This window comes from Vreelandella sp. V005 (genome assembly GCF_052645115.1).
On record NZ_JBQXYA010000006.1, the window covers coordinates 110,485 to 133,772 of the forward strand.

The window sequence follows — 23,288 nt, forward strand, 5'->3', positions numbered from 1 at the left end:
CGGTGCGTTTACAAGAAGCAGTGGTGCCCGAGAGGGCACCACTGGCAACTTATATTTTTGTCAAAGTAGGCTGCCAAGATTGGAAATTAAGTTATCCAAATATGAAACCAAATTCTCCCTCGATAACTCAGCAAAGTGCATAACTAAAGCCCTCATTAAAATTCGCTTTCAGCCACCACTTCATTGATTGATACCACGCAGAAGATTTTGCAGCGCTTTTTTCATCTAATTGACTGTAGAAAGCATGTGATGATGCGATAGGCTGGTTCGTAGCAGGCCAATACCTGTTCATCGGGATCGACTTCTCCGTGCAGTAGGGCGTTTCGCATGGCATAAAGTGTCTCGACCAGCCCAGCCAAAAGATCTTCGGTGATGCACTGAAACTGCATTGACGATATCTGCAACTGAGGACCGCTACCCTGCACTAGGTCGACCATAGGCCTTGGATTGCAGGCGTCATAGAATTCCCGCAACCGAAGCTGCTGTGCATTCGATAGGTTCGCTGTAAACTGTTGTTCTGCGTAAGCTGTAGCGGGATCATAGCGTTCTTGATGGAAATGAAACTTCACATTACCAGTGCTCAAAGACGTCACTGTGATCTCTATATGCCCGCCTTGTATCTTGCGAGCAAGGAAACGTTGCCCGTTTCGTTCACTTTGCTCGTACTGTAGATGCTTCGGTGCGATACAAACTTCCCGCAGCGATACGCGCTCAATATTGCCCTTGGGCGACACCTCCCACTGGATTGCATCAAGCTGCAACTGAAGGTCGCATATCGCCTGCTTGAGCCGCTCTGCTTCCGCAGTGGTGTTGTTGTTTTCTAGTAGAGGCAAAACCCGGCGCCGCAGACGGCTGTTATTATCATTAATAGCGAAATTGAGCATGGCGCGCTCTTTCGACTGTCCGCTGGCATGTCGATACCAAGCGTTGAACGCAGCCCACGCCTTAACGAAGGGCCCAATGTAGTCGATCTCGGCCCGTTCTAGCCATTCCTGAGCATGTGGTGGAAGAGCCATTAGTCTGCCTCCTCGGCTGCTCCGAGGAATGCCAGTGCAGTGGCTTCGCCGTCCTCAATAGCTATCTCAACGGCACGCTTTGCGGCTTCCAGAAGTTCTTTAGCGCGTCGCTCCTGATTGAAAGCTGACAGGACAGCCTCGCGAATTTCTGTCTGCACGTGATCAGGTGCGTCCCAGAACACTATTTTGGCAATATCATTCGGATAGAGCTCAATTTGCCCTGATGACCCTTTGATGTGTCGCTCGATTTGCAACTGTCCAAGTTGGCTGTTCAGGAACACAGCGAGGTAGATTGGATCGACGCGATCGGAGCGAAGAACAGTCACATGATTGTCAGGCAGAGCCCTTTGATCATGGAGATAGGCGGCGGCTCGACCAATTGTGCCGACACCTGTTCCGTTAAGTAAAACATCGCCCTTTTCGATGACCACGGGTGAGTCAGCCTCCATGGCCATACGGTTTTCATCGTCAATCATCACTTTATTGGTGCGAACGTGTTTCGAGTTAACTACTGACAACCCTTCTTCTGTATATTTTGGCTGCCGGCCTCGACTGTTGATATCTAGAATTTTGCCCAGTTTTACGGCCCTACCGGTCACTGTAAGTCGTTGTTCGACTTCATCGAACAAGGGGCGGAAATATTGTGCATCCCAGCGCCCAGCAGCGAGAGAATCGCTAGCACAGGCGGTATAGCTGAGTGGTTCCTGCGGCGTCCAGTTTTCCAGCCCAAGCGCTGCAAACAAAGTTTCTTCAGCTTTTTGTTGGAAAAAGGCTACATCGTTACCTTTCCTATCGGCATCTACAACAAGTGCGTGTACCCGCTCCTGTAGAGCAATCGAAAATAGTGGAATTCGAATTGCCTTCCCATCCTCAAGAGAAAGGTGCTGTTGTACATTACCTTGAAAACGCCGCTCCATCAGTGCGTAACCGTGACGTGTATTCAAAAAGGAAGAAATGAAGCCTGTGCGGAAATTTTTTTTACCTTCAGCATTTAGTCTAACCGCAATAGTGTCTTGGCTTGTATTGCACTCTGCAATATTTACGAATGCCGCAGCTGGGTAAGCAGTTTTTGACAGCACTAAATCGCCATACTTTAGCGCGGTTTTACGTTCCGTCTCATGTGCTAATCGGTCAATCCATGCAGTTGAAGTCTTACGAATAAGTCCATTCCTCAAGTCACCAATTCGCAAAAACTGAACTCCGCTATGGGGTTCTACATAGGTATCAGCCTTTATATCAAAGATTCCCTTCCGAAAAGTGGATGAGATTTCACCTAATTTACGGTTTGGTAATGCTTCAATCCTCCGCTCTGCAACGATAGCTATCTTTGAAAAATAACCACTGTCAATCCGTGTTTTGCCGTTGTCATGCTCGACATTTGATAAAGAAATTACTGAGGCTTCCAGCCCCTCCAACAGTGCGCTTAGACGGTCACTGTCGAAAGGGCGAGGCGAAAAAAACTGAACTCCTCCTGTGCGGCGAACTCTTGGAAGGCCTCGGCTATTCCATCTTTTGTAAAACCATCATGATTATAGAGGTCATGTGCAACGATGAAGTGTCCATGCGTGTCACGCATTGGCGATCCATCCTCGCGACGCACATAGACCTTTTCGCCCGAATTGTTAACGCTTTCGACCTGCTGTGTGGCGAAGAAGATGTTGTAGTCGTCCACCTTTGGGCAGAGTGGCCCTACGGAGGAATCGTCGTTCCACTTCTGTACGAACAGCACGCTGGTCTTGGTACCAGTGTGTGGCTTGAAGGTATTCGGGTGTAGCCCCACCACCGCAAGAACACGACAGCGTTCCATGATGAACTCGCGCAATCTCTGGTCGGTTGAGTTATTAAACCTGCCCTGCGGCAACACCACGGCCATACGCCCGCCTGGTTTCAAAAAATCCAGATTGCGCTCGACGAAGAGCAGGTCACGGCTCACCGAACGATCCTGCTTGCCCGTCTTCTTATGAGCCAGGTCGTAAGGCGATAACATTTCGGACTGTTTGATATCTCCCGCGAAAGGAGGATTGGCCATCAGGACGTCGAAGCCGAACTGCCGGTAGTCAGTCTGTCTCGCGCTAGCCCGTAGCTTGCGTAGGCGTCGCCAGCCCTCGCCATAGGTATCGGCCCATTCGTCCTGTTTCACCGTCTCGTCCCACTTGGTCCAGTCGAGGGTATTTAGGTGCAGAACGTTGGTTTCGCCATCACCCGCAATTAGATTCAAGCAGCGCGAAACACGGACTGACTTCTCATCGAAGTCAATGGCGAACACTTTACTCCGCACATAGTCTTCGCAGCGAGCAGGTTTCTGGTCCATCGTAAATAGATGGCTTTCTTGCAGCCCCATGTCGGCAATGATATTGCGCCAGACATGAAACATAGCGTGAACTGTGAAGCCTGCTGATCCGCAAGCGGTATCGATTACGGTTTCATGCTCTTGCGGATGGAGCATTTTCACACACATATCGATTACCCAACGCGGGGTGAAGTATTGACCTTTCTCGCCCTTCGAAGATTTGTTTACGAGATATTCAAAGGCGTCGTCAATTACGTCTAGGTTGGAGTTGAATAGCTTCCATTCTTCGAGTGATCCGACGCAGACTTGCAGATGATCAGGCGAAAGACGAATGCGCTCATCTTCAAGGAACACACCGGGCCATTTCAGCTTTGCTTCATCGAACAAGTCTTGTATAGAGCGCTTGAGTTGAGCAGCGGTATTGGTGTTGCGGAAGCGCAGGTATGGATGCTGGCCGCGATGAGTGGCCATTTCATCATAGAGCTTTGTAAAAATTAGCTTGAATACTTCCTCAAAAACATCAACGCCAGCATTGGCCAGCACCTCGTTTTCCATATCCTCGATCAATGCGCGCAACGAGCGAGCCTTTGTACCTTCGCGTTCCCGTTCGTTTTCATTGTCAATTAGGGTCTGAATAGTCCAAGGCTGATCGACGATATCCTCGATCGTTTGGCTCGCTCGCGGTAGATAGTGGATAGGAACGAAGTAATTGGGATTCTTTCGGTGCCAGACTTCGGCGAGGATGCCGTTGCTTCACACCGCTAAGGGCGCGCCGGTGGCGTGGGTGTAGGACCGCAGCTGTTCTTTGCCATCGCGCAGCTTACCCTGCTTCACCTCGATGATGATGTAAGGCACTGTCGGGCGATCGGCATCGAAGACCACGATATCAGCGCGCTTAGAGCTATCGCGACCGAACGTGATCGGGTATTCCACCTGAATGCGAGATGCGGAATAGCCATATTGGTCGATGAGGCGAGCAAGCCAAAGTTGCCGCGTACGCTCCTCCGGCTTCAGTTGTACGTCTTTTTTACGAGCGAGGCAATTAACGAAAACTACCGGCTTGCCTCTGACATCACGTTTAAAACTACGGTTATCAAGTGCCTGGGCTTCTTCCTCAGAAAAAAGCACGAATTCATTAAATTCTTGACCTGTGTTGATGCTCATCTATGTGCCAACCTACTCTGTATCCTGAAATCTTATTAATAGGATTTCAGATATTAGAAACCTTAATCGGTAGAAGTAGAAACAGTGCCGTTATTTTTTCTGTCGCCGCTTAGGTATAATTTTTAACGCGAAATCCGCGCATTCTAGGGCGCATGGGAAAATGCTAACTAGAATCCAGTGCGAATCGTTTCTCATAGTCCGATATCCCTTTTCCTTCTGCCAGAAACGGCCAGTTTGGCGCGTTTTGTTGTACCCACAGATGGATAAGTCGCAGTATGGTCGCGTTCCGAAGAGAAAAGATCAATGCTGATTAGTGGTGTCCCACTTGAGCACCTCAAGAAGTACCAGGCAGTGGGGTTAAATTGAGCTCTTGCCAACCGCTAATGTGCTTAATTGATAGATGACCCAATGCAATGCCCTGTTGCGGGAAGACCGGTAATGATCCAAGGTGCCGAACCTTTCATCAATCAAAGCTAGCAGTACGTACAGCTATATCCTATTGGTTATCCGCTACGGCTGCATGGATAACAGGAAAAAATGGGTCTATAATCTGCTTTACCGAAAAAGTGCCTTGGAGACATTCGTGAGCCAAAAAGAAACGAACAGAGATGAACTGTGCCGCTTTATCTGTCAGCAACTACCTCGTCATCATCTAAATCAATTGCTTGAAAGCATTGAAGTAGCTTTTCAGAATAGCAATAGTCATCTTAAAACCTTCAAGCATGTACCACTGGCCGGCCCAGGGCCGCAATTACATCACTACACGGTGCAAGAGGCGCTTCTTGGTTTGCAGAATGATGAAAGCTTCGACGTTAGCAACTACCCTACTAAACCAGTAGGCGGACACTTTGCTCTAATTAGTGCTGGTTCTCTGCGAATTACCACGAGTGTCATGACGATAGACAAGACACAGCCAAACTCGGCTAAACACCGGCGAGAGTTCAGCGCTATTAACGAAAGGCTGGAAAATCAGCATCCTGACTTATTTCAGTTAGTGACGCCACCTCTCGGACCGAATGATGACTCTCTACATGCTTTATTGCTGCCCTATACGGCTAAATGGTCAGAAAGCGATCACAGCTCCACCTTGGGAGTCGTATTAGCCGTTCCTTATAGTGACCCAAGTAATGGGTTTCACTTGCGAATTAGTACTGATGAGCTTTTACAGTATTACGATGAAATAGATGGTCTCGGTGATGTTGCTTATCCGAAGCTGCGTGCTAGCATGCGTCGCGATGAGGAACGAGACCAAAACGAAGGCGGAAGCGAGTGACATGAGAACAGGGGTTGATGGATTTCAAGGCCAGCGGCTGAGCCAGCTTCGTATGGCCCAAAATTTGACCCTCGCGGAGCTGGGGGAGCAGATTGAGCGCTCTTCCAGCACGATTTCGGCATGGGAAAAAGGTACTCAACTACCTGAGGCTGAGTCCTTTGATCGTCTTTGCCACGTGTTTAATGTTTCCCGTATGTGGTTTCTCAAGCCAATACCGCTAGCTTTTCATAGGGAGCAGCGCCCTCATTTTTTCCGATCTCAAGCATCTGCACACAAACAAGCCCGTGAGCGGTCACAGCTGCATGTGGCATGGCTTCAAGAGATTTCAGACTTCTTTCAGGATGCGATGGAGTGGCCTGAAGTCAATGTGCCTATGCTTGATGCCGATGACTGCCGCCTGATTAGTGATGAAGAAATAGAAGATATCGCGCGCGAATGTCGTGAGGCTTGGAACCTCGGCACTGCCCCAATTCCAAATGTTATCCAAGTAATGGAAAATGCCGGGATCATTTGTGCACGTACGATCCTGGGACATGTCAAAATGGATGGCGTTTCCCATGTCTCTATTTTGGATGGCCGACCATATGTGCTGATCGCTAAAGACAAAGCGAATGCAATTCGTAACCGCTTTGACGCAGCGCATGAACTGGGGCACCTAGTACTACACTCGAAAATTCCGGCTTCGCAATATGCGAAAAATGAGCTCTACGACCTTTTAGAAGGGCAGGCACACCGATTTGCCAGTGCCTTCTTGATGCCTCCGGAGAGCTTTGCGCAGGAGGTTGTATGGCCAACGCTAGATAACCTGCTGTCGCTTAAATCTCGTTGGAAGGTCTCTGTGGCATCAATGATCGTACGCTGTCGTGATCTATTACTGCTTACAGACCAGCTTGAATTAAGACTTTGGAAAGGGCGCTCTGCACGTAAATGGACGAAGGGTGAGCCAGGCGATGATACCTTTAGTTTTGAGCAGCCCAAGCTCATGATGCGGGGCGCTCATTTATTGATTGATAATGGCATATTTGAACGCGATGAGTTGGTCTACCAGCTTGGCTTGCCGCCAGAGATAATAGAGATGCTTTGTAATCTTCGACCTGGCTATCTGAGTGTACAGCCTGAGGCTAATGTCGTATCTCTCAAGCTTAAGGCCACCACTGTAAGGTCTAATCGAACTACACGAGCGGATGTTCTACCCTTCCGCCAATAGCGTAGTGAGAATTTGCCTCCATAGTGGCTCCCTTTGGTATTGTATCCATCATGACGAGTTCTAAAAATAGTTCGTCAGGCATTAAGTGAGCACTTTTCTTATCGTTGTTGCTTCACAAATGGCATGGCGTAACCAAGATATTCATTTTGAGGAGAGCGGCTAACGTCCAATCGCCCGGCTCCTACCGGCCGCTCCCGATGATCAGCGTGGGTGAGAACTAGTCGCCTCTTGGCTCGCGACACACCAACAAAATATGCGCAACGGTTTTCATCTCGGTTGCCAAAGAAAATTTCATTTTCAATAGCCATAATGATTACCGAGTCGAATTCTAACCCTTTACTTTTATGAATGGTCAGAATGCGTACCGCCTGATCGTCTGAAAAACGCTCAAGCGCTCTAGGAACGTTGGCTTCCATATTGAGTAACTCCTCAATACGTACTTTGGTAAGCCGGACTACCTCGTTGAGTCGATCACGGGATTCATAGTCTGGTGACAGGGCTACGAGAGTCTCGATACCGATTTGCTTCAAGAATGTACGAACTAATTCCCACAAGCCAGAAAAAGGAACTGCGATTAAGTTAGCAGTGGCCACCTCTTTGCGTTGTTGCTTGATTAGAAGGTAAAGATCCTTGCGTGAGTTCGACTGAATGTCCTCTTCCGCGAAGGGAACCAGCAGATTTATTAGTCGAATCCAAGCCTTAGGCTCGCGCTGGCCATAGAGGCAAGAAAGATAATCCACTATCAAGCGCGCGATTGGCTCGACTGTGATGTCTTGCATTTGTTGCTCATTGCGGAAAGGTATACCACGGGCCTCCAGTGCAACCATTAGATGGGCGGCGTAAAGATCAAGCTGTTTGGAGACGAGAACCGCAATTTCTGCAGGAGGTAGCTGTTCTGTTTTTATCCAGCCATCAATCAAATCCGCAAGGTACTCTGCTTCATTGAAGCTGTCTATGAAGTGCCAGGCGAAGACCTCTCCTTCATCGCCCGCAAGCTGGTCATCGGGCATAACGGACGCTGGATCAAGCGCACGGATGATTTCGTTTTGCAGGCGCAGCAGACGAGGCTTCGAACGAAAATTGCGATACATGTTGAGAGGTATCGCCGCGAAATCGGCAACGAATGTCTGGAAGATACCGTCCAGGGCGCCCGCCCATCCCATAATTTTTTGTTTAGTGTCGCCCACGGCGGTCAGGCGAGTGCTTGTTCCTTGAAAGGCGAGCTTTAGCAATTCGTACTGCAGATTGGTGCAATCTTGGAACTCGTCCAGAAAAACATCGCTATAGGTCTGACGAATAGCGTTACATGCCATTTGTGATTTCTGCAAAATTTGAATGGCCAACGGCACTAGGTCGGAGAACTCAATCAGGCTGCGTGAGAAGCCTGTTTTTCGATCAGCAATTTTGTACCCAACTTCCAGCGCATATTCACCAGTCAGCACTGGCCTGAAGCGGTCGATAATTCGCTTGGCGAAAGCGTGGAAAGTGTAGCTGTCAAATCGTGATGCCAGTTCAGAACCACAGCGGTGCTTAACCCGATCTTTCAGATTGCTACTTGCGTCGACCTTAAACGAGATAGCCAAAATTCTTTTGGGATAGCGACAAGTGCCTGTGCGCAAAAGGAAGTCTGCTCGCTGGGCAAGCATTTCGGTTTTACCCGCACCCGGGCCCGCCGTGAGGGCTAGGCAGTGCATCTGCTCCCTAGCTGCACGCATAGCGTTGGGTTCAAGTACTAGCCCATCAGCAGGTCGCCATGCTTCAACAGTTATCACTCGGGTACCTCAGCTAGCTTGCTGATTACGGCATCAGCCAAGCGTCTGAAAGACTCAGGCATGCTGGAGAGCAGGTCTTCATCACTTAGCTTGGCGAGAGCATCAATATGCGCTGCTGGTTTGCTGCCAAGCTTGAAGCTGCGGTGATAAGTGCTGAACAAATTCAGTTCATCCTCAGTGTATTGGTTCGCGGCATAATGGCTTTTCCCTAAAACAGCCTTTTTCGTTGCATCATCGGGTTCTTCCTTCACTACGCCGTAGGCGTTGGGGTACGCAAGCAGCATCGCAAAATCGAGGTCCATGGGAAACGAGAAATACACATCTCGCAGTTCTAGCTGAGATCTGTAGTTTTCGTATTTACGGACCTTATAAGTTTCATCATTCCATTTCGGAATAACATAGTTTGCAGGAAGTGTTTTACTTGGTTCGTGCGTTGCCAACTGATCATTGACGTACTTGATTCGTCCCCAACCGGCTTGATGGCGGGCGATATCTAGATCCAACAGCGTCAAATAGGGAATCTGTAGGGCAGACAATAGGCGCCAGAAGTGGTTGACGTGGCGCCCACCCAAAGGCGCTATCGAGACGGCCGACTCGTCAACGGGTGCACCTTTAGCTTTAAGGAGTCGAGGTAGCACTATTTCTTCGCTGTCGCCTTCTCCCAATACCACAAGGCGAGAGAAATAGACTTCCGGATAGGCCTGTACGGCCTCACGTACAAACTTGTGTGCCCCGTCAGCGGAGCTGGGTAGCTGAATATGGGTAACACACGAAATTCTTCCCTCGGATAGACGCAGGTACCGAATACGCTCGGGAGCAACTCGTCGTAGCATTGACGGGGCATGGGTAGCAATTAGGGCTTGCGCATCGCCGTTGCAAGTCATCACATTGAGAGCATTAACAATTCGGCCGAGGTAATGGGGCGAAAGACTGTTTTCCGGCTCTTCGATTGAGACCAGCGTAAAGACAGGTGGGCGCAATTTGTCGACATTGAATGATGTGTCTTCTTCAGCCAGTACAGCGCGACCAATGGTTTGTGATGAAAGCACTAGGGAAAGGTAGAGCATTGATTTCTGGCCATCGCTCAGGCGTGAGAAGTCCACCAATTGTTCATCGTGTCCCGGTGAAAAAGAAACCGACATATGCCTCAATAAGGCTTCAATCTCAGAGGCAACAAAGGTGATCTTCGGATCGATAAAAATACTGCCTTTGTGTAAAGAGCCCCATGCCGCTCTCAAGCTTGTATTAAGTGCATTAACCGATGGGTTAGAAGCGAGACTATCGCTGATTTGGTCAGTGAGCTCCTTTATGGCATCGCGCTCAACATCCCAGTTCACTGCTCGCAACATGCGCCCGAGCAGTGCATTGGCACCGTAGGCTATGTGGTCAGCTGGATCACGGCGGGCTGGCAGGTAGTGGACATGGATATGACTGCGTTCAGCCCGGGGCACTTGCGCTGTACTGAGCGGCGTGCCATCTGTATCAATATCCAAGACATAAACTAATTTTTCTTCAATGTCGCCATCCTGTCCCATGTTAGCACTAAGACGAAAACGCACACGCGGTATGCCATTTTCTTCGTCGAGGCGCATGTGGCCAAAGTGAGGAGCAACGGTGCTATTGTTTTCATCTTCCGCCAGCTCCGGGAATATGAAATCAGCTTCTATCCAGAGTTGACGTTCTTCCGGCACGTTCTCCTCATCGAAGGGGACGTGAAAATCAGACCGCAGGACTCGGCGCAGAGATGGATCAAAAGCAAACAGACGGCACAAAGCCTGGAGCGCCGCAGTCTTACCTGAGCCGTTGGGGCCAATCAGGTAAGTGATTTCTTCCAGTGCGAGCTCTGTAGCTTGTATTCCAAATGACTGGAAATTTGATAGACGAATTGACTGGAGCTGCATATAAAATTTGGATTCTATTGTGTTTATTCGGCGAATGATTTGCCGCGGGGCTCTCACGCAGCGGCTCTTTAAGTGCATCAAATTGTATTTAATATTATTTTTATTCTAGAACTCTAATGGTGATGCTGAGCCATGTAAAACCCGGTTAAAGTCTGAGTTGAGCTGCCGTATAGAAGCAATCTTGCGGCTTCCCAAAAGAAGGATTCCAGCTGTTGCATCGTAACGGTATGGCTCATTATGGGTATGGCTGATACATAGCCCCCACAAAATAGTGAGCCGAGTTTAGCGGTGTGGGGGCATGCGAGCAAAGAGCTGCTTAGCAGCCTTGCTTAATGATCATGATGAGGCTTTCAGTTACGACTGGTTCCAAACGCTCGTAAACCTAACCCGTACTGTTTTGTATCTGCTTTGCAAAGGTAAGAGGCGCGATAGAACGCCTCCTGAAAGCTATTTGGATCATTCCGGTCGATCCAATAGAACGGATGTGCAGGCACATGCACCCAGGGCTCTTGAGGGTTCCAAGCGACCCCTAGCGCGCTATACCAAGCACGTGAGATGCGGCTGATAAGGTTTTCATTGGGAGAGCATGCCTTACCAGGCATGTGATAGGCGTCACGGTTAAGCAGGAGCAATAAGTGGTAGTGCGGCTTACCGTTAATGCCGATTTCCCGGCTCCACACGTATCGCACTTTGGTATCGGGTACCCAGCCATGCTGACGTTTCCGTTCTCGGTCATGTTTGATAATGGCCTTCAAGGAGGCGATGAGCCTTTTGATAAGGCCTTTATGATCCTCTAGCGTCATTCTGCCGCTTATCCCCGTGGGGATGACGGGATCAATTCGGACGGCTAGCACACGTGGGTAGTCATTCAGGGCTTTATGCATTGTGTCGTAAAGGGCCTGAAGGTATTCACTTGCCATTGGCAGGTAGCCCTCTTGGATGCGTAGCCCTTTAAAGACAGGGGCATCGACTGAATGGAGGTTTGAGTTGAATGGATATGACATTTTATGCTCCTTGTTAGAAATGATCACCCATGGCTTCTGAGGAATGGGCGTTTATGACAGGCACAACGAATCCTCCAGCGGGTGCTGGATTCAATGCGGTGATGATGTCTTGGTGATTAGCCTTTCGTTGGCTGCTTAGGTGCGGGGCTTGATGCCCCTCCCATTACTCTTTGATTACGTTAATAATAATTAAACAAGGGTCACAAAGGTTGATGGCAGTTCGACGGATGTAGGCGGGAGCTAGCGGCAGCGAGTAGCGGCTAGTGGAGAATCAACTCTTCAATTAAATTAGCAAAGGCTAAATAGCTTGACCTTAAGCAGCGTCTTCATCTCTACGCCTAATGCTGTCGTTTATCCATGTATCGATTTCACTTTCGACCCAGGCAACGGCCCGTGTGCCCAGTTTGATTGGCTGTGGAAACTGCCCAAGGCTGATGTACTTGTAGATCGTCGATCTAGCCAGCCCTGTGCGTTCCATGACGGCTTTGATGCGGATCAGTTTCACGCTCATGACGAACTCCTGTTATTCGTTCATGACATGAGGAAGCTGAGTATTTTTTAATTGGAGAGTAGCGCTAGCGACTTGAGGCCTATTAGTCGGCAGGCTCCGCAGTGTCTGTCGCTGAGTCATCTGGCTCATCGCTGATGGCTGAAAGGCAATCCTGGTGGTGCGTTTGCCAATATGTTTTTAAATCTTCATCGACAGGGGCCCGGTATAAAATATTTTTTTGTTTATCCTTACGACCTTCAAGTTTTAACCCATACCCACGTAGCTGATACGCAAGCAGTTGCTGTTTGTCAGGTTTTTCAGCGTAAACAGGAACCATCACGTATGTCAGTGCTTCAAAATCGATATCGTCATCAGGACTAAAAGCACCTTGCAACTTTTTAGCTAAGTGATGGGACAGGGCATATATCAATATTGCCAAAGGTGAATAAGCGCTTTGTTTAGCTGGTGAGTCCGCTGTAGTAAGTTTGCTGTTTTTTTCCTCATCCTCATTGCGAGAGCTATGGGTATACTCTTCAGTGACAGCTGCTATTTCATCGGAAGGAGGTTTATCCACTTCGCCTTCAAGTGTAAGTTCTAAACGACGCGCAGCTCCTGCGATGATATCGGCTTGAGGCTGGTCGGGGCCTATCCGCCCTTCTTGCAAATCGAGCCAACATGTTGAAAGCATTAACATGGCATCTGTATGTACACTAGCCAGCAGTTTGTCAGCATTGTCGGTATTGTAGGTGTGAAGTAGCGCTTCGATCCCGCCCTGTAGGTAACGAGTGTTTGGCAACAATGTTAGAGCGCTTTGCATGATATCTTTAGTCTTGTAGTAGGCTTTGGCCAAGCTGGCAGGGTCGTCCTCTGGTGTTATTTCCTCACTAGTGCTTTTTGCCGTATCACTCTCAGCAGCCTCAATAGCATCGTATTTCTTCAGTAGTGCTTCGATTTGTCTGCTACACACCCCAGCGGCCATCACTGCATCAACTATTCCATCCACTAGCTCCGTTCTCTTGTATTTGATGCTTGAGGAGGGCGATAAAATGGATATGGATTCTCTACCTACTTTCCCCATCAATGGGTGCGCAAGATCAAGCAAATAGGTGGAGATCTTGCGAGTACCAGCCTGGGGGGAGTATTGCCCTGGCTGATGGTGAGCAATGAGTCCCAAATCGCTTAGTTTCTTTAACTGACTGGTGATGCGATAACGCGACATCCCGGTCAAACGACGTAAAGCGGATATGCTAAGGCGAGTCACGATCCCCGGCGAATCAGCATGGGCTAATAACACCATCAGCAACCAGCGATTAGATAAAAGCAATCCGGTGCTACGCCTATCAAACAGCAAAGCAATTTCATCTTTCGCAACAGGTAATCGAGTTGTTTTTGCTAGAGAGGCAATTTCTTCAGCATGGTGCTCAGAAGCCGACGGGCTCTTTTGTAATGCCTTTACAAGCTTGGCTGATAAGCGGTAGCGGGATGCTGGACGACCTCGGCCTTTGCTCGGTAGGCGCTCTATCTCAACAAGCTGCTCATGATTTTCGCCCAGTCTTTTGGTTAGTAAATCCCAAGCCCGGCGGCCCTGCGCGTAGGTCATTTTTAAGCTCACAAAGAGAGCTTTAAGAGAACCTTCGTAGCTTTGATCAAGGCCAATTTCCAATGCCCATTTCATCAGCAGCCAACGCGCTTCGGGCGTCAATTTGTCGTTGTGATAAGTGAGTAGCTTTGTGTTCATAGCAAGCAATATACGCAATTATTCAAAGGAATAAAAATCCTATTTCCTGTACTGTATTTGAAAGGATAAAATACATGGTATTTCTACATTGTATATTTACGTAGTAATGTGACAATGTAAGTATACAGGGTAAAAAATGCTCCTGCTGCTGGTTGGGCGAGCGCGTTTTACTCATCACCTTTTTAATTACTCTCTTAGCTTAGGGGGCTGCAGATGACATCGCCGTTTGGTTGGATAGAGATGAGCAATCAAGCTCAGTTGGAATGGATCGGAGAGCACTTGAAGCGTAAGTCTCTAACTAGTTCGGCGTTGTTTTTTTCAGTGAAACACCACGCCGAACATGGTTATCGAGAGATGGCTAAAAGCTTAAAAGCACTTCCGGACGAAGCGGAATATCGGGAAGCTAGCAGGCAGATGAAAGGTGCGTGGTACACGCGTCAATATCGAAAAAAACATGGCAACCCGGTGTCCCTGCAGATGCCTGCAGTCTCCATGAAACAGCTGAAGGCCCTGGCTAACAAACGTAAACAATCTCAGGTTCAAACCCTAAGCCAAATCATTAGTGGTGCCGGAGATGAACAAAAGAAAATAGAGGGACAAGAAGTTAGAAAACAGGAACCATTTTCAGGTACAGGGGAAGATGCCCAGCAAAGAGAACAGCCTTTATATCCCGGTGTTGAGAGTAAATTGCTGGATTTCTTGGCGGACGAGATCGATAGACGTTGTTCTCTTGAGGTTTTCAAAAAGAATACTTTATACCCATCTACGAGTAGCGAATTGGATAAAACGTATCTCGATTTAGTAGAAAGACGTCTTCTAGAGCTTGAGCCGGATATCGGTGATAGTGGGCTTACATTACGCAGGCGGATGGAAGAAAAAGCAAAATACAATAGCCTTGTATACCTCAATGAAGATATACCTGATGACATAATATGAAGCTATGCCGAAGGCTCCTTCTTACAGGCTGAAAGCGCTTAGCATGTTGCTTCTGTTGGTTGCTGCTTCTGTTGGTTGCTGCTTCTGTTGGTTGCTGCTTCCGCCAAGTGGGTAGTGTAGTGGGTAGTTATTTTGTATTTTTAGTATATTTAATAAAATAAAATACTGATTTTTATATCAAATATATTGATAATCAATTTTAAGATTCAGAATATTGAGTGATAATTCTCGCGGCTAACGATCATTGTTAGCCGTTAGGCAGGCGAAAGTCAGTATGTAGGCGCTTCCAATGTTCTCGAAGCGCTTGCTTATGAGGCTCATACATGGGCAACCCTATCAATGCGTTTGGCCACAGGGTGCTCGCTTTATCAAGCGTGTCATCTAGGTGAGGCTTGATTAAGCGCCAAGGAATATCGGCTTTTTTAGCCCATTGCTGAAAGTTTGCCATGGAAGTTTGATACCACGCTTTTTGGCCCGCCAAATTGAGCGCAGTAGTACGCTCGTTTTCCAGATATACGCTGGTGGTCACAATATCGTAAGCGGGTGATAACCGTGGTGTGTAGCGGTCAGCGTACAAAAGGCTCCAGTTTTTTAAGTGCGCATCGCCATTGGCTAGCAAAATATTTACCAGCAGGCGTCGGGCAAATTGCTGGGCATCCGTAATAGCATCACCGGAAAACTGGTACAAAATACGGCCGATTTGCTCATAGTTAGCCGAGCCATACTTCTCATGGGGATATTTCGCTAAGACTTGAGCAAAATCTTCCATATGAACGCGCTCGGTGCCGTGCACTCCGCTCTGACGATCGAAACGCTTGATAGCAAACGCCATAGGCTCTTCTGGTAAACGGATAGCAGGCAGATTGTCTAACGCATCAAGCGCAACCAAGCGAGTTTCGGGCATATCGATGCCTGCCAGGGCCGCCAGTTGCATTGCCGAAAATTCGTTTAAAGGAACGTAAGCATGTTGGGTGGAGGGCGTTTTGATAATCCACTCACCCAACGCCTCATGGCCATCATTTACGGCGCTATGGACTAAGTTATAACGGCCATCTTTCTCCTTCATGGAGAATTTCATCTGTACGCCAGCCAACGAGAATTTATTGCCAGGCGTTAGTATAGGTGGGTATTCAATGGTTTCAGGTCGTGCGTGTGGTAACCGAGCCAGTACTTTTGCCGGGATGTTGTCTGTGGTGAGAGGGCGAGCGATAAGGGCGCCGGGTAGGTCAAGACCAAGCCATGCTAGAAGAGAGAACTCATGGTCAATATGGGTTTTCAAACTATGCGCTAGCAGTTCACGCAGCGCACCTTCAGGCAGCAGGTTAGATAACAGGGGATGCAGCCGTTGGTGTCTTGACCAATCATTCGCTAAGAGTGTTTCAGATTTAGGGAAGTCAGGGTGCGTAATCAGGCTAAGCGTTGGCCGCTCAGGGTTGTGGCGAAACTCATCATCGAACAGCAGGATATTCTTGCCATGGGAGTAACCCGCAAGATGGCCCACCACGCTCCCATGCAGAGAGAGCTGCAGAATACTCAATCGATCCATTTAGCCCGCCTTTAAACGGTTAATCATCCCCTAATAAGCCTTTCCAAGGATTATCGATGACGCTATCGCTGGTATCTTCCTCACTGGGAGCCGCTGCGTCTGCCGTATGGCTCGCGAGTAGAGCCAACACGGCGTCGCGCTTCTCACGGGGGATCAGCATAATCTCGCTATTCAGCCCTTTAGCCACCAGCTCTAACGTGCTGAGGCGCGGGTTACCACTGGCTTCAAGCCGCTGATACTGCTGGCGCGACATTCCCACCCGCATCTGCATGTCACTCTGCTTGAAACCCAGCTCAACACGGCGCGTTTTGATCTGATCCAGTAGCGGCATAGTGATGTCGTCAAATAAGTTGCTTTTTAGTCTATAGCAACACATTAGTTGCTATTTTTTTAAAAAGCAACTTATAAGATGACATATTCTACCGAACTGATAATGAATGCTTTATTGCTACTACACACAACAAAAAGATCAGAAGTGATCAAAGTAGTCCTGTCGGTGTAACCATAGCAGTTCCCTACAGTGACCCTGGGGGAGGGTTTCATTTGTATATGAATGTAGGCCAGCTGTGGCAGTACTACAGTGAAGCAGGCGATGAGGTAGAAGATATTGCCTATCCGACCCTGCGTGATAGGGTGCGTCGCGCCGAGAGTCTGGATCAACGTGAAGGTGGAAACGAGTGACATGAGAACAGGGGTGGATGGCTTTCAAGGTCAGCGGTTGAGCCAACTGCGCATGGCCCAAAATCTGACCCTCGCGGAATTGGGAGAGCAGGTAGGGCGCTCTTCCAGCACGGTGTCGGCCTGGGAAAAAGGCTCCCAGCTACCAGAGGCTGAGTCATTTGATCGCCTTTGCCACGTGTTTAACGTTTCTCGTATGTGGTTCTTAAAACCAGTTCCTCCGGTTATTCAGGAAAGCCAACGACCTTATTTTTTCCGTTCTCAAGCCTCTGTTCATAAACAGGCACGTGAAAGATCACAGCTCTACTTAGCATGGCTACAAGAAATCTCTGACTTCTTTCAGGAGGCGATGGATTGGCCAGACGTTAACGTGCCGATGCTGGAGGCCGACGACTGCCGATTGATTAGCGATGAAGAAATAGAAGATATCGCCAGAGAGTGCCGTCAGGCTTGGAAGTTAGGTTCTGCCCCTATCCCAAATGTTATCCAGGTCATGGAAAATGCAGGAATCATATGCACACGGGCCACCCTGGGGCACGTCAAAATGGACGGTGTTTCTCACGTCTCCGTTTTAGATGGCCGACCCTACGTGTTGATCGCTGAAGACAAAGCCAATGCCATTTGTAACCGCTTTGATGCCGCGCATGAGCTAGGGCACGTGGTGCTGCACTCCAAGATACCGGCTGCGCAATACGCTAAAAAAGAGTTGTATGACTTGTTAGAAGGGCAGGCACACCGCTTCGCCAGTGCTTTCTTGATGCCACCCGAGAGCTTTGCGCAAGAGGTGATATGGCCAACGCTGGATAACCTGCTTTCGCTTAAGTCGCGCTGGAAGGTCTCGGTCGCGTCGATGATCGTTCGTTGCCGAGACTTATCGCTGCTAACGGAGCAGTTAGAGCTAAGGCTGTGGAAAGGGCGCTCGGCGCGTAAATGGACGAAGGGCGAACCAGGTGATGATGCGTTGGCTTTCGAGCAACCCAAGCTGATGATGCGCGGCGCTCACCTTCTGGTAGACAACGGCATCTTTGAGCGAACTGAACTGGTTCACTAGATTGGCCTGCCGCCAGAGACGATTGAGATGCTGTGTAATTTACGCCCAGGTTACCTAAGTATTCAGCCTGATGCTGGGGATAACGTGGTGCCTCTTAAGCTCAAGCGTGATACGGCAAGGACTGATCGATCTCGGCGGGCAGAGATTTTGCCGTTCCAAAAATAGAGATGGGTGTTTGTAATCTATGGCGCAATTTTGCCGCTATGGCTCTATCGGATGAAGTTAGGCTATTGTTATAAAGCTAATCGAACGCGTGCAGAATCAAATTCAGAATATTGAGTAATAACGGTAAAAATTGACTTTAGTGTATAGAGTATCCAAAATGTCCAACAAGTGGACTGGGAGTGCCCGGTCGGCGTCTAAACCTCGGTGAGTTTCATCGAGGTTTTTCGCTATCTGGACGATACAAAAATCAAGGGAAGTGCTTCAGCCCCCATTGATCGTAGCCATTCCCCACCGCCTGTCGTCCGCCTTCGCAGTAAAATTTTCTTCTCAATACATCGAATGCCTGATTCGGCTGCTCTGGATTAAGTACATGTCGGCCGATGGGCCGCGCTACTAAATCTGCCAACTGTAAACCTGCTGAGTTACTCGCTTTTGCAGCCATGCGGATGCTAAACGGTAAGTCTCGCTGATATTTATTATCACCATCGCAAATACGGCGAAACTCCAGTTCCAGCTCGTCGTCTTCCTTTGCACCGCGCTTCTCAACGATGACATGAGTGACGAGATCCTCCTGCTTCTTCTCTTTGACAAAATCAAAGAGCGTCTCTAGGCAGTGGCGTAGCGCCAAGTGATACGGGTTATCCTGCTCATCGCGACTACTCAGTCGATTCTTTTCGATGACGCATGAGGCGAGGATAAAATTGCTGTTATCAATTAACGTGCTTAGGCGCCCCATGAAGGCTTGTTTATCGGCCCTATTCTTAAATAGCCTGAAATCGCCTTTCTCCTTGCGAATTTCGTGTTCATGCAGAATGACTAAATCATGGCCGAAATAATCGAATTTCAGCTGTTGCAGCGCAGGCACGACGCTCGACAGATAGTGCCCCTTGTAGAAAATACAAAAGGCCAGCACGAAGACCGGATAATGGGGGTCGATATTCGCCATACCGTGGTCGCCACTTTCATCGACGTATACGACGAAGTCGCTGAACCTACGCTCTTTGCCAATGGTGGGCGGTACTTGCTTCACAGCTTCTTGTCATGACTAAATCCCTTCAACGTCCATGCCGTGTTCGGCCAGCCACTGCTTGCGGTTCTCATAATCCGGCATGGCACGTTTCAGCCGCAACCAAAACGCCTCGGAGTGATTGGGTTCATGCAGATGGACCAGCTCATGCACTACCACGTATTCAGCGATACGGGCAGGAAGCAGCATGGTTTTCCAGTGAAAATAGAGCATATCGCCCTTGCCGCAGGAGCCCCAGCGATAGCCCAGGTCCTGTACCTTGATGCCGGTGGGCTCGACCTCTAATCGCGCGGCAAACATCCGCACACGCTGCCAGAGCCAATGTTTACCGCGCTCGCTATACCAGCGGATGAAGTGATGCCGGGCATCCGGCCGTGCGTCCCGGCGCAAGTGAAAGCGCCCATGGTGCCACTGAAGCGCGGTCTCCTGTTCATCGACCAGTTTTAGCCGATGATGGCGGCCGAGATACAGAAAACCTTCGCCCTGAACATAGCGCTTTTGGCGGATCTGCTTCTGCATCAGCGCCTTTTCAGCCAGCTTCTGGTAGACCCATGCCTGCTTGCGACGGACGAAGGCTTCTAGTGTGGGCATCCCGACTCCCGGCGGCGTGCTCAATACCAGCGACTGATCGCGCTCGACGGTCAAGCGCAATGTCTTGCGCTGCGCGCTTTCGCGCACGGTAATGATCAGGTCATCCACCTCGAGCGTCATGGCTGCTCCAGCTTATAGCTGTTGGCCCTGGCCAGGTCGCGCAACTTGTCGACCAGCGGTTCTATCTGATCGAACGCCAGCAGCTCGCTATCCAAAATACGCTCGAACAGCGCCTGTTCCAGTGCCTCCTGCATCGGCCGACGGTGCGGTTCCCAGAAGCTCGGCGTTTTCACTTCGTGGCTGATGTGCGCCACCAGATGCTCGGTGAGCTGGATCAAGTCTGACTGCGTGGCGAGATCGGGTTGCGTCCCTCCGCATTTGGCCTCGCGTAGCATGCGGTAGAAGGGCAGGTAGCTCTCTGGCACATCGGGCAGGCCTTCCTCGTGTCGCGTGCTGCCACTATTGACCTCATCGATGATCGTCTGCAGGGCGGCAATCATGGCATCCCACTGGCCGGCCAAGCCTTCCAGAATATCTTTGAGCCGCTCGCTCAACTTGACGTAGTACACCGGGTCTTCGTCCAGCTTTCCGGTGACGTGGCTGCGAATGGCATGCTCCATTTCCGAGGCCACGGCTTTCTTCGCTTTGTTGCCATCCTCTGCGTTGTCGACCCCGTAATGGGCCGCCTGCTCGCGTACTTGATTGAGTTGCTGGCCGAACTGGGCATCGGTCAGGGATACCGGTGCGATCTTCGGGTCGACGCCCAGCGAGATCACATGCTCATCGATCAGTCGGCGCACCTTGGCGCCGACATCCTTGCCCAGCACGGTGCTATCCCGGTAGCGGCGCCGGGCCTGGGCGTAGATCATCGCCAGCGCCTTGGCATCCTGGGTAAACGGCAGCGCCTCCGGGCGCGGCAGCACCGTATCGAGGCTCTGCATGAAGGCCTTCAACTTGACGCCGAACTCCTGGCGCACCCGCTCGCTGTCCAGCGCCTGGACGCAGGTTTCGATATCGTTCAGATCCTCAATACCGCGCGAACGCAGCACATCCACCGCTCGCAGGTGGCGGTCACGCAGCGCCGGAATCTCATCCTTCAGGCTGCGCAGCGCGCCATCGACATCCTCGTCGCTGTAGGCCGCCAGCGCCGACTTGAGGTGATTAGCAACGCCAAAATAATCCACCACGATGCCCACCGACTTGCCGAAGCCAGTACGGTTGACGCGGGCGATGGTCTGCAACAACTCGGCTTCGCGAATCGAGCGGTCGAGATACATCACGCCCTCGATGGGCGCATCAAACCCGGTCAGCAGCATCGATTTGACGATCAGAAATGCTAGCGGATCGGTATTGGCCGTCTGCCCTTCCTTCGGTAGCAAGGGTTTCTTGAAGCGCGCGATGGCCTCGTCCTGACGGGCGCGGTCGGTGTGTGCCTGCCACTCGCTGCCGTCGTTATTGCTACCGGAGACGATCGTCGCGAACTCCAGCTGCGCCAGCAGCTCGCGGTAGCGCCCCGCCTGTACCAGTGCCTGCAGCTTGGGCGACTTGCGCGCCAATGCCTCGTCGTCCAGCGCTTTCATTTCCGGGCTGAGCCGATCGGCGGCCTGCAACAGTTCGTCCCGTGCCTCTTCGAATGCCGTCTTGTAGCGCACCGCCGCCAGACGGCTGTAGCCCACCACCTGCGCTTTGAAACCGTTGGGCAGAATGTGGGTGACGTAGTGGCGCAGCATGTCCCGCGCCTTTTCTTCGATGAGCTTCGTCGCCTCCAGCACGTTGCCTTTGGTGGCGTACTTCTGCTTGATTGCTTCCAGCTCTTCTTGGGGCCTGTCGGCAAAGAAATCCTCGAACAGCTCGTCGAGGCTGCTGCCATCCTTCACCGCGCCCTGGGCCGTCCGCCCTTCGTAAAGCACCGGCACGGTGGCGCCATCCGCCTCGGATTCACGGATGGTGTACTTGTCGATGAACTCGCCGAAAATCTCGTGGGTGCGTTTCTTCTCGCCCATGATGATCGGCGTGCCGGTAAAGCCGATGCGCGCGCAGTTGGGCAAGCCCGCCTGCAGATTGGCGTGCAGGTCCCCCGCTTGGGTGCGGTGAGCTTCATCCACCATCACCAGAATGTCCTGGCTGGTGTTGAGCTGCTCGAAGTCGCTGGCATTGGCCTTGCCCTCGGCGTCGCGGTATTTCTGGATCATCGCGAACACCAGCCCCGGCCCTTCCTGACGCAGGATCTTCTTGAGCGTGGTGGCGTTGTTGGCCACATGGACCAGATCGCCGCTCAGCGCGGCGGTGGCGGCGAGCTGCTTTTGCAGATCGGTACGGTCGGTGACGATGACGATCTTGAAGCGGCGCAGCGCCGGGTCGGTGCGCATGCGGCGCACCAGAAACATCATGGTCAGCGACTTGCCCGAGCCTTGGGTGTGCCAGATGATGCCGCCGCGCCGGTCGTGCTCACCGTCTTCGATTCGCGTTTTGCTGTGCTTGAGCCGGTCGACCGCTTTTACCACGCCGCGATACTGCTGATAGCGGCACACCCGTTTGAGGGTCTGCCCGCCGCTAGTCATGAACAGCGTGAAGTGGCGCACGATATCCAGCAGGTTTCGAGGGGCCAGCATTCCCGCCACGGTGCGCTGCTGGGGCGAAAGCGCAGTCACACCGAGCGCCTTGGCCATGTCCGACTCCTGCTGATGCGGATTCTCCGCGCTGGCCACCGTTTTCCACGGCAAATAGTGGCTGGCGCCCGCGCCAATGGTGCCCACCCGACAGTCGTCGAAGCAGGTGGCGATCAAGAGCTGATTGGTATTGAACAGAGCCGGGGCGCCTTCGTGGTCGCCTGCCTCGCCGCTGGCGAAGCGCTGGTCGCTATAGCGGCGCAGTTGGTCGATGGCCTCCGCCATCGGCTCTGCCAGGTTCGGGCTCTTGCACTCGATCACCACCAGCGGGATGCCGTTCACCAACAGCACCAGATCGGGGACGATATGCTGCTTGGCGGTGTCATGCCCCGGTGGGCACTTCACCTTGTACTGGTTGATGACCGTAAACCTGTTGTTGGCCGGAGCGTCCCAATCGATATAGCGGATCGAGCGCGAACGGCCGCCATCCCAGTCCGGCAGCCCATCGACCACGATGCCTTCGGTGAGCAGCTTGGTGGCGATCCGGTTGGCCTCGATCAGCCCCGGCGCGGCGATACGGGTAAGGGCTGATATCGCCGTGCTGATGCGCTCATCGTCCAGCCACCCGGCACGGGTGCCATCGTCTAGCAGGCGGGTGTTGATCGCCCGAAGCCGCTCGCGCAGCACCTCACGCTGCACAACCTCGGCAAAGCGCTCACGACCGGTCGCCGCCGGGTCATCCAGGCTGCCCTTGATATAGCTCCAACCCATCGCCTCGAGCTGCGCGATCAACGGCTGTTCGCTCAGTTGCCACTCCGGCCCCATCCGGC

Annotated in this window: 19 protein-coding genes; 5 read left to right on the forward strand and 14 right to left on the reverse strand. The window is 51.0% G+C overall.

What is annotated here, in order from left to right:
* Positions 1 to 221: 221 nt before the first annotated feature.
* The 4 genes from ACUN8H_RS14170 to ACUN8H_RS14185 form a co-directional block, all read right to left on the reverse strand.
* The gene (locus ACUN8H_RS14170; protein WP_445532719.1) at positions 222 to 1,016 is read right to left on the reverse strand and encodes a hypothetical protein; all 795 of its coding nucleotides are present in this window, start codon (positions 1,014 to 1,016) and stop codon (positions 222 to 224) included.
* Positions 1,016 to 2,431, reverse strand: coding sequence for a hypothetical protein (locus ACUN8H_RS14175; RefSeq protein ID WP_445532720.1), 1,416 nt, complete (start codon positions 2,429 to 2,431; stop codon positions 1,016 to 1,018). The genes ACUN8H_RS14170 and ACUN8H_RS14175 overlap by 1 nt, the downstream gene beginning before the upstream one ends.
* Before the next feature lie 8 nt (positions 2,432 to 2,439).
* Positions 2,440 to 3,882, reverse strand: coding sequence for an HsdM family class I SAM-dependent methyltransferase (locus ACUN8H_RS14180; protein ID WP_445532721.1), 1,443 nt, complete (start codon positions 3,880 to 3,882; stop codon positions 2,440 to 2,442).
* Between the two features lie 177 nt (positions 3,883 to 4,059).
* On the reverse strand, positions 4,060 to 4,470 hold the full coding sequence (locus ACUN8H_RS14185) for a type I restriction enzyme HsdR N-terminal domain-containing protein (RefSeq protein ID WP_445532722.1): 411 nt from the start codon (positions 4,468 to 4,470) through the stop codon (positions 4,060 to 4,062).
* Positions 4,471 to 5,053: 583 nt separating this feature from the next.
* Between ACUN8H_RS14185 and ACUN8H_RS14190 the strand changes: the two genes are divergently transcribed.
* Positions 5,054 to 5,743: a hypothetical protein gene (locus ACUN8H_RS14190; protein ID WP_445532723.1), complete on the forward strand. Its 690-nt coding sequence runs from the start codon at positions 5,054 to 5,056 to the stop codon at positions 5,741 to 5,743.
* A gap of 1 nt (position 5,744) precedes the next feature.
* Positions 5,745 to 6,950 (forward strand): helix-turn-helix domain-containing protein, encoded by a 1,206-nt coding sequence (locus ACUN8H_RS14195; RefSeq protein WP_445532724.1) that lies wholly within the window; start codon positions 5,745 to 5,747, stop codon positions 6,948 to 6,950.
* 98 nt (positions 6,951 to 7,048) lie between these two features.
* Here the strand turns inward: ACUN8H_RS14195 and ACUN8H_RS14200 are convergent, their stop codons facing one another.
* From ACUN8H_RS14200 to ACUN8H_RS14220, 5 genes are all read right to left on the reverse strand, one after another.
* A complete protein-coding gene (locus ACUN8H_RS14200; protein WP_445532817.1) occupies positions 7,049 to 8,665 on the reverse strand; it encodes a UvrD-helicase domain-containing protein in 1,617 nt (538 codons plus the stop codon).
* A 53-nt stretch (positions 8,666 to 8,718) separates the two neighbouring features.
* Entirely contained in the window at positions 8,719 to 10,623 is a 1,905-nt protein-coding gene (locus ACUN8H_RS14205; protein ID WP_445532725.1) for an ATP-dependent nuclease, read from the reverse strand.
* Positions 10,624 to 10,973: 350 nt separating this feature from the next.
* Positions 10,974 to 11,627 (reverse strand): inovirus Gp2 family protein, encoded by a 654-nt coding sequence (locus tag ACUN8H_RS14210; RefSeq protein ID WP_445532726.1) that lies wholly within the window; start codon positions 11,625 to 11,627, stop codon positions 10,974 to 10,976.
* Positions 11,628 to 11,940: 313 nt separating this feature from the next.
* The gene (locus ACUN8H_RS14215) at positions 11,941 to 12,138 is read right to left on the reverse strand and encodes a helix-turn-helix transcriptional regulator (RefSeq protein WP_445532727.1); all 198 of its coding nucleotides are present in this window, start codon (positions 12,136 to 12,138) and stop codon (positions 11,941 to 11,943) included.
* A gap of 82 nt (positions 12,139 to 12,220) precedes the next feature.
* Entirely contained in the window at positions 12,221 to 13,855 is a 1,635-nt protein-coding gene (locus ACUN8H_RS14220; protein ID WP_445532728.1) for a MarR family transcriptional regulator, read from the reverse strand.
* A 213-nt stretch (positions 13,856 to 14,068) separates the two neighbouring features.
* Between ACUN8H_RS14220 and ACUN8H_RS14225 the strand changes: the two genes are divergently transcribed.
* Positions 14,069 to 14,791, forward strand: coding sequence for a hypothetical protein (locus ACUN8H_RS14225; RefSeq protein WP_445532729.1), 723 nt, complete (start codon positions 14,069 to 14,071; stop codon positions 14,789 to 14,791).
* A 247-nt stretch (positions 14,792 to 15,038) separates the two neighbouring features.
* Here ACUN8H_RS14225 and ACUN8H_RS14230 read toward each other — a convergent pair whose 3' ends face one another.
* Both ACUN8H_RS14230 and ACUN8H_RS14235 read right to left on the reverse strand, forming a co-directional pair.
* The gene (locus ACUN8H_RS14230) at positions 15,039 to 16,337 is read right to left on the reverse strand and encodes a type II toxin-antitoxin system HipA family toxin (RefSeq protein WP_445532730.1); all 1,299 of its coding nucleotides are present in this window, start codon (positions 16,335 to 16,337) and stop codon (positions 15,039 to 15,041) included.
* Between the two features lie 19 nt (positions 16,338 to 16,356).
* The gene (locus tag ACUN8H_RS14235) at positions 16,357 to 16,668 is read right to left on the reverse strand and encodes a helix-turn-helix domain-containing protein (protein WP_336274268.1); all 312 of its coding nucleotides are present in this window, start codon (positions 16,666 to 16,668) and stop codon (positions 16,357 to 16,359) included.
* Positions 16,669 to 16,880: 212 nt separating this feature from the next.
* Between ACUN8H_RS14235 and ACUN8H_RS14240 the strand changes: the two genes are divergently transcribed.
* Positions 16,881 to 17,018: a hypothetical protein gene (locus tag ACUN8H_RS14240; protein WP_445532731.1), complete on the forward strand. Its 138-nt coding sequence runs from the start codon at positions 16,881 to 16,883 to the stop codon at positions 17,016 to 17,018.
* A gap of 1 nt (position 17,019) precedes the next feature.
* Positions 17,020 to 18,066, forward strand: a complete 1,047-nt coding sequence (locus ACUN8H_RS14245) for a helix-turn-helix domain-containing protein (RefSeq protein WP_445532732.1) — start codon at positions 17,020 to 17,022, stop codon at positions 18,064 to 18,066.
* A 412-nt stretch (positions 18,067 to 18,478) separates the two neighbouring features.
* On the opposite strand, the gene ACUN8H_RS14250 is transcribed toward ACUN8H_RS14245, so the two are convergent.
* The 3 genes from ACUN8H_RS14250 to ACUN8H_RS14260 are packed head-to-tail and all read right to left on the reverse strand — an operon-like array spanning position 18,479 to position 23,283.
* Positions 18,479 to 19,261, reverse strand: coding sequence for a DUF3800 domain-containing protein (locus ACUN8H_RS14250; protein WP_445532733.1), 783 nt, complete (start codon positions 19,259 to 19,261; stop codon positions 18,479 to 18,481).
* Between the two features lie 15 nt (positions 19,262 to 19,276).
* Complete coding sequence (locus tag ACUN8H_RS14255; RefSeq protein WP_445532734.1) at positions 19,277 to 19,969, reverse strand: M48 family metallopeptidase; 693 nt, start codon at positions 19,967 to 19,969, stop codon at positions 19,277 to 19,279.
* Positions 19,966 to 23,283, reverse strand: a complete 3,318-nt coding sequence (locus ACUN8H_RS14260; RefSeq protein WP_445532735.1) for a type I restriction endonuclease subunit R — start codon at positions 23,281 to 23,283, stop codon at positions 19,966 to 19,968. The genes ACUN8H_RS14255 and ACUN8H_RS14260 overlap by 4 nt, the downstream gene beginning before the upstream one ends.
* Positions 23,284 to 23,288 lie beyond the last annotated feature (5 nt).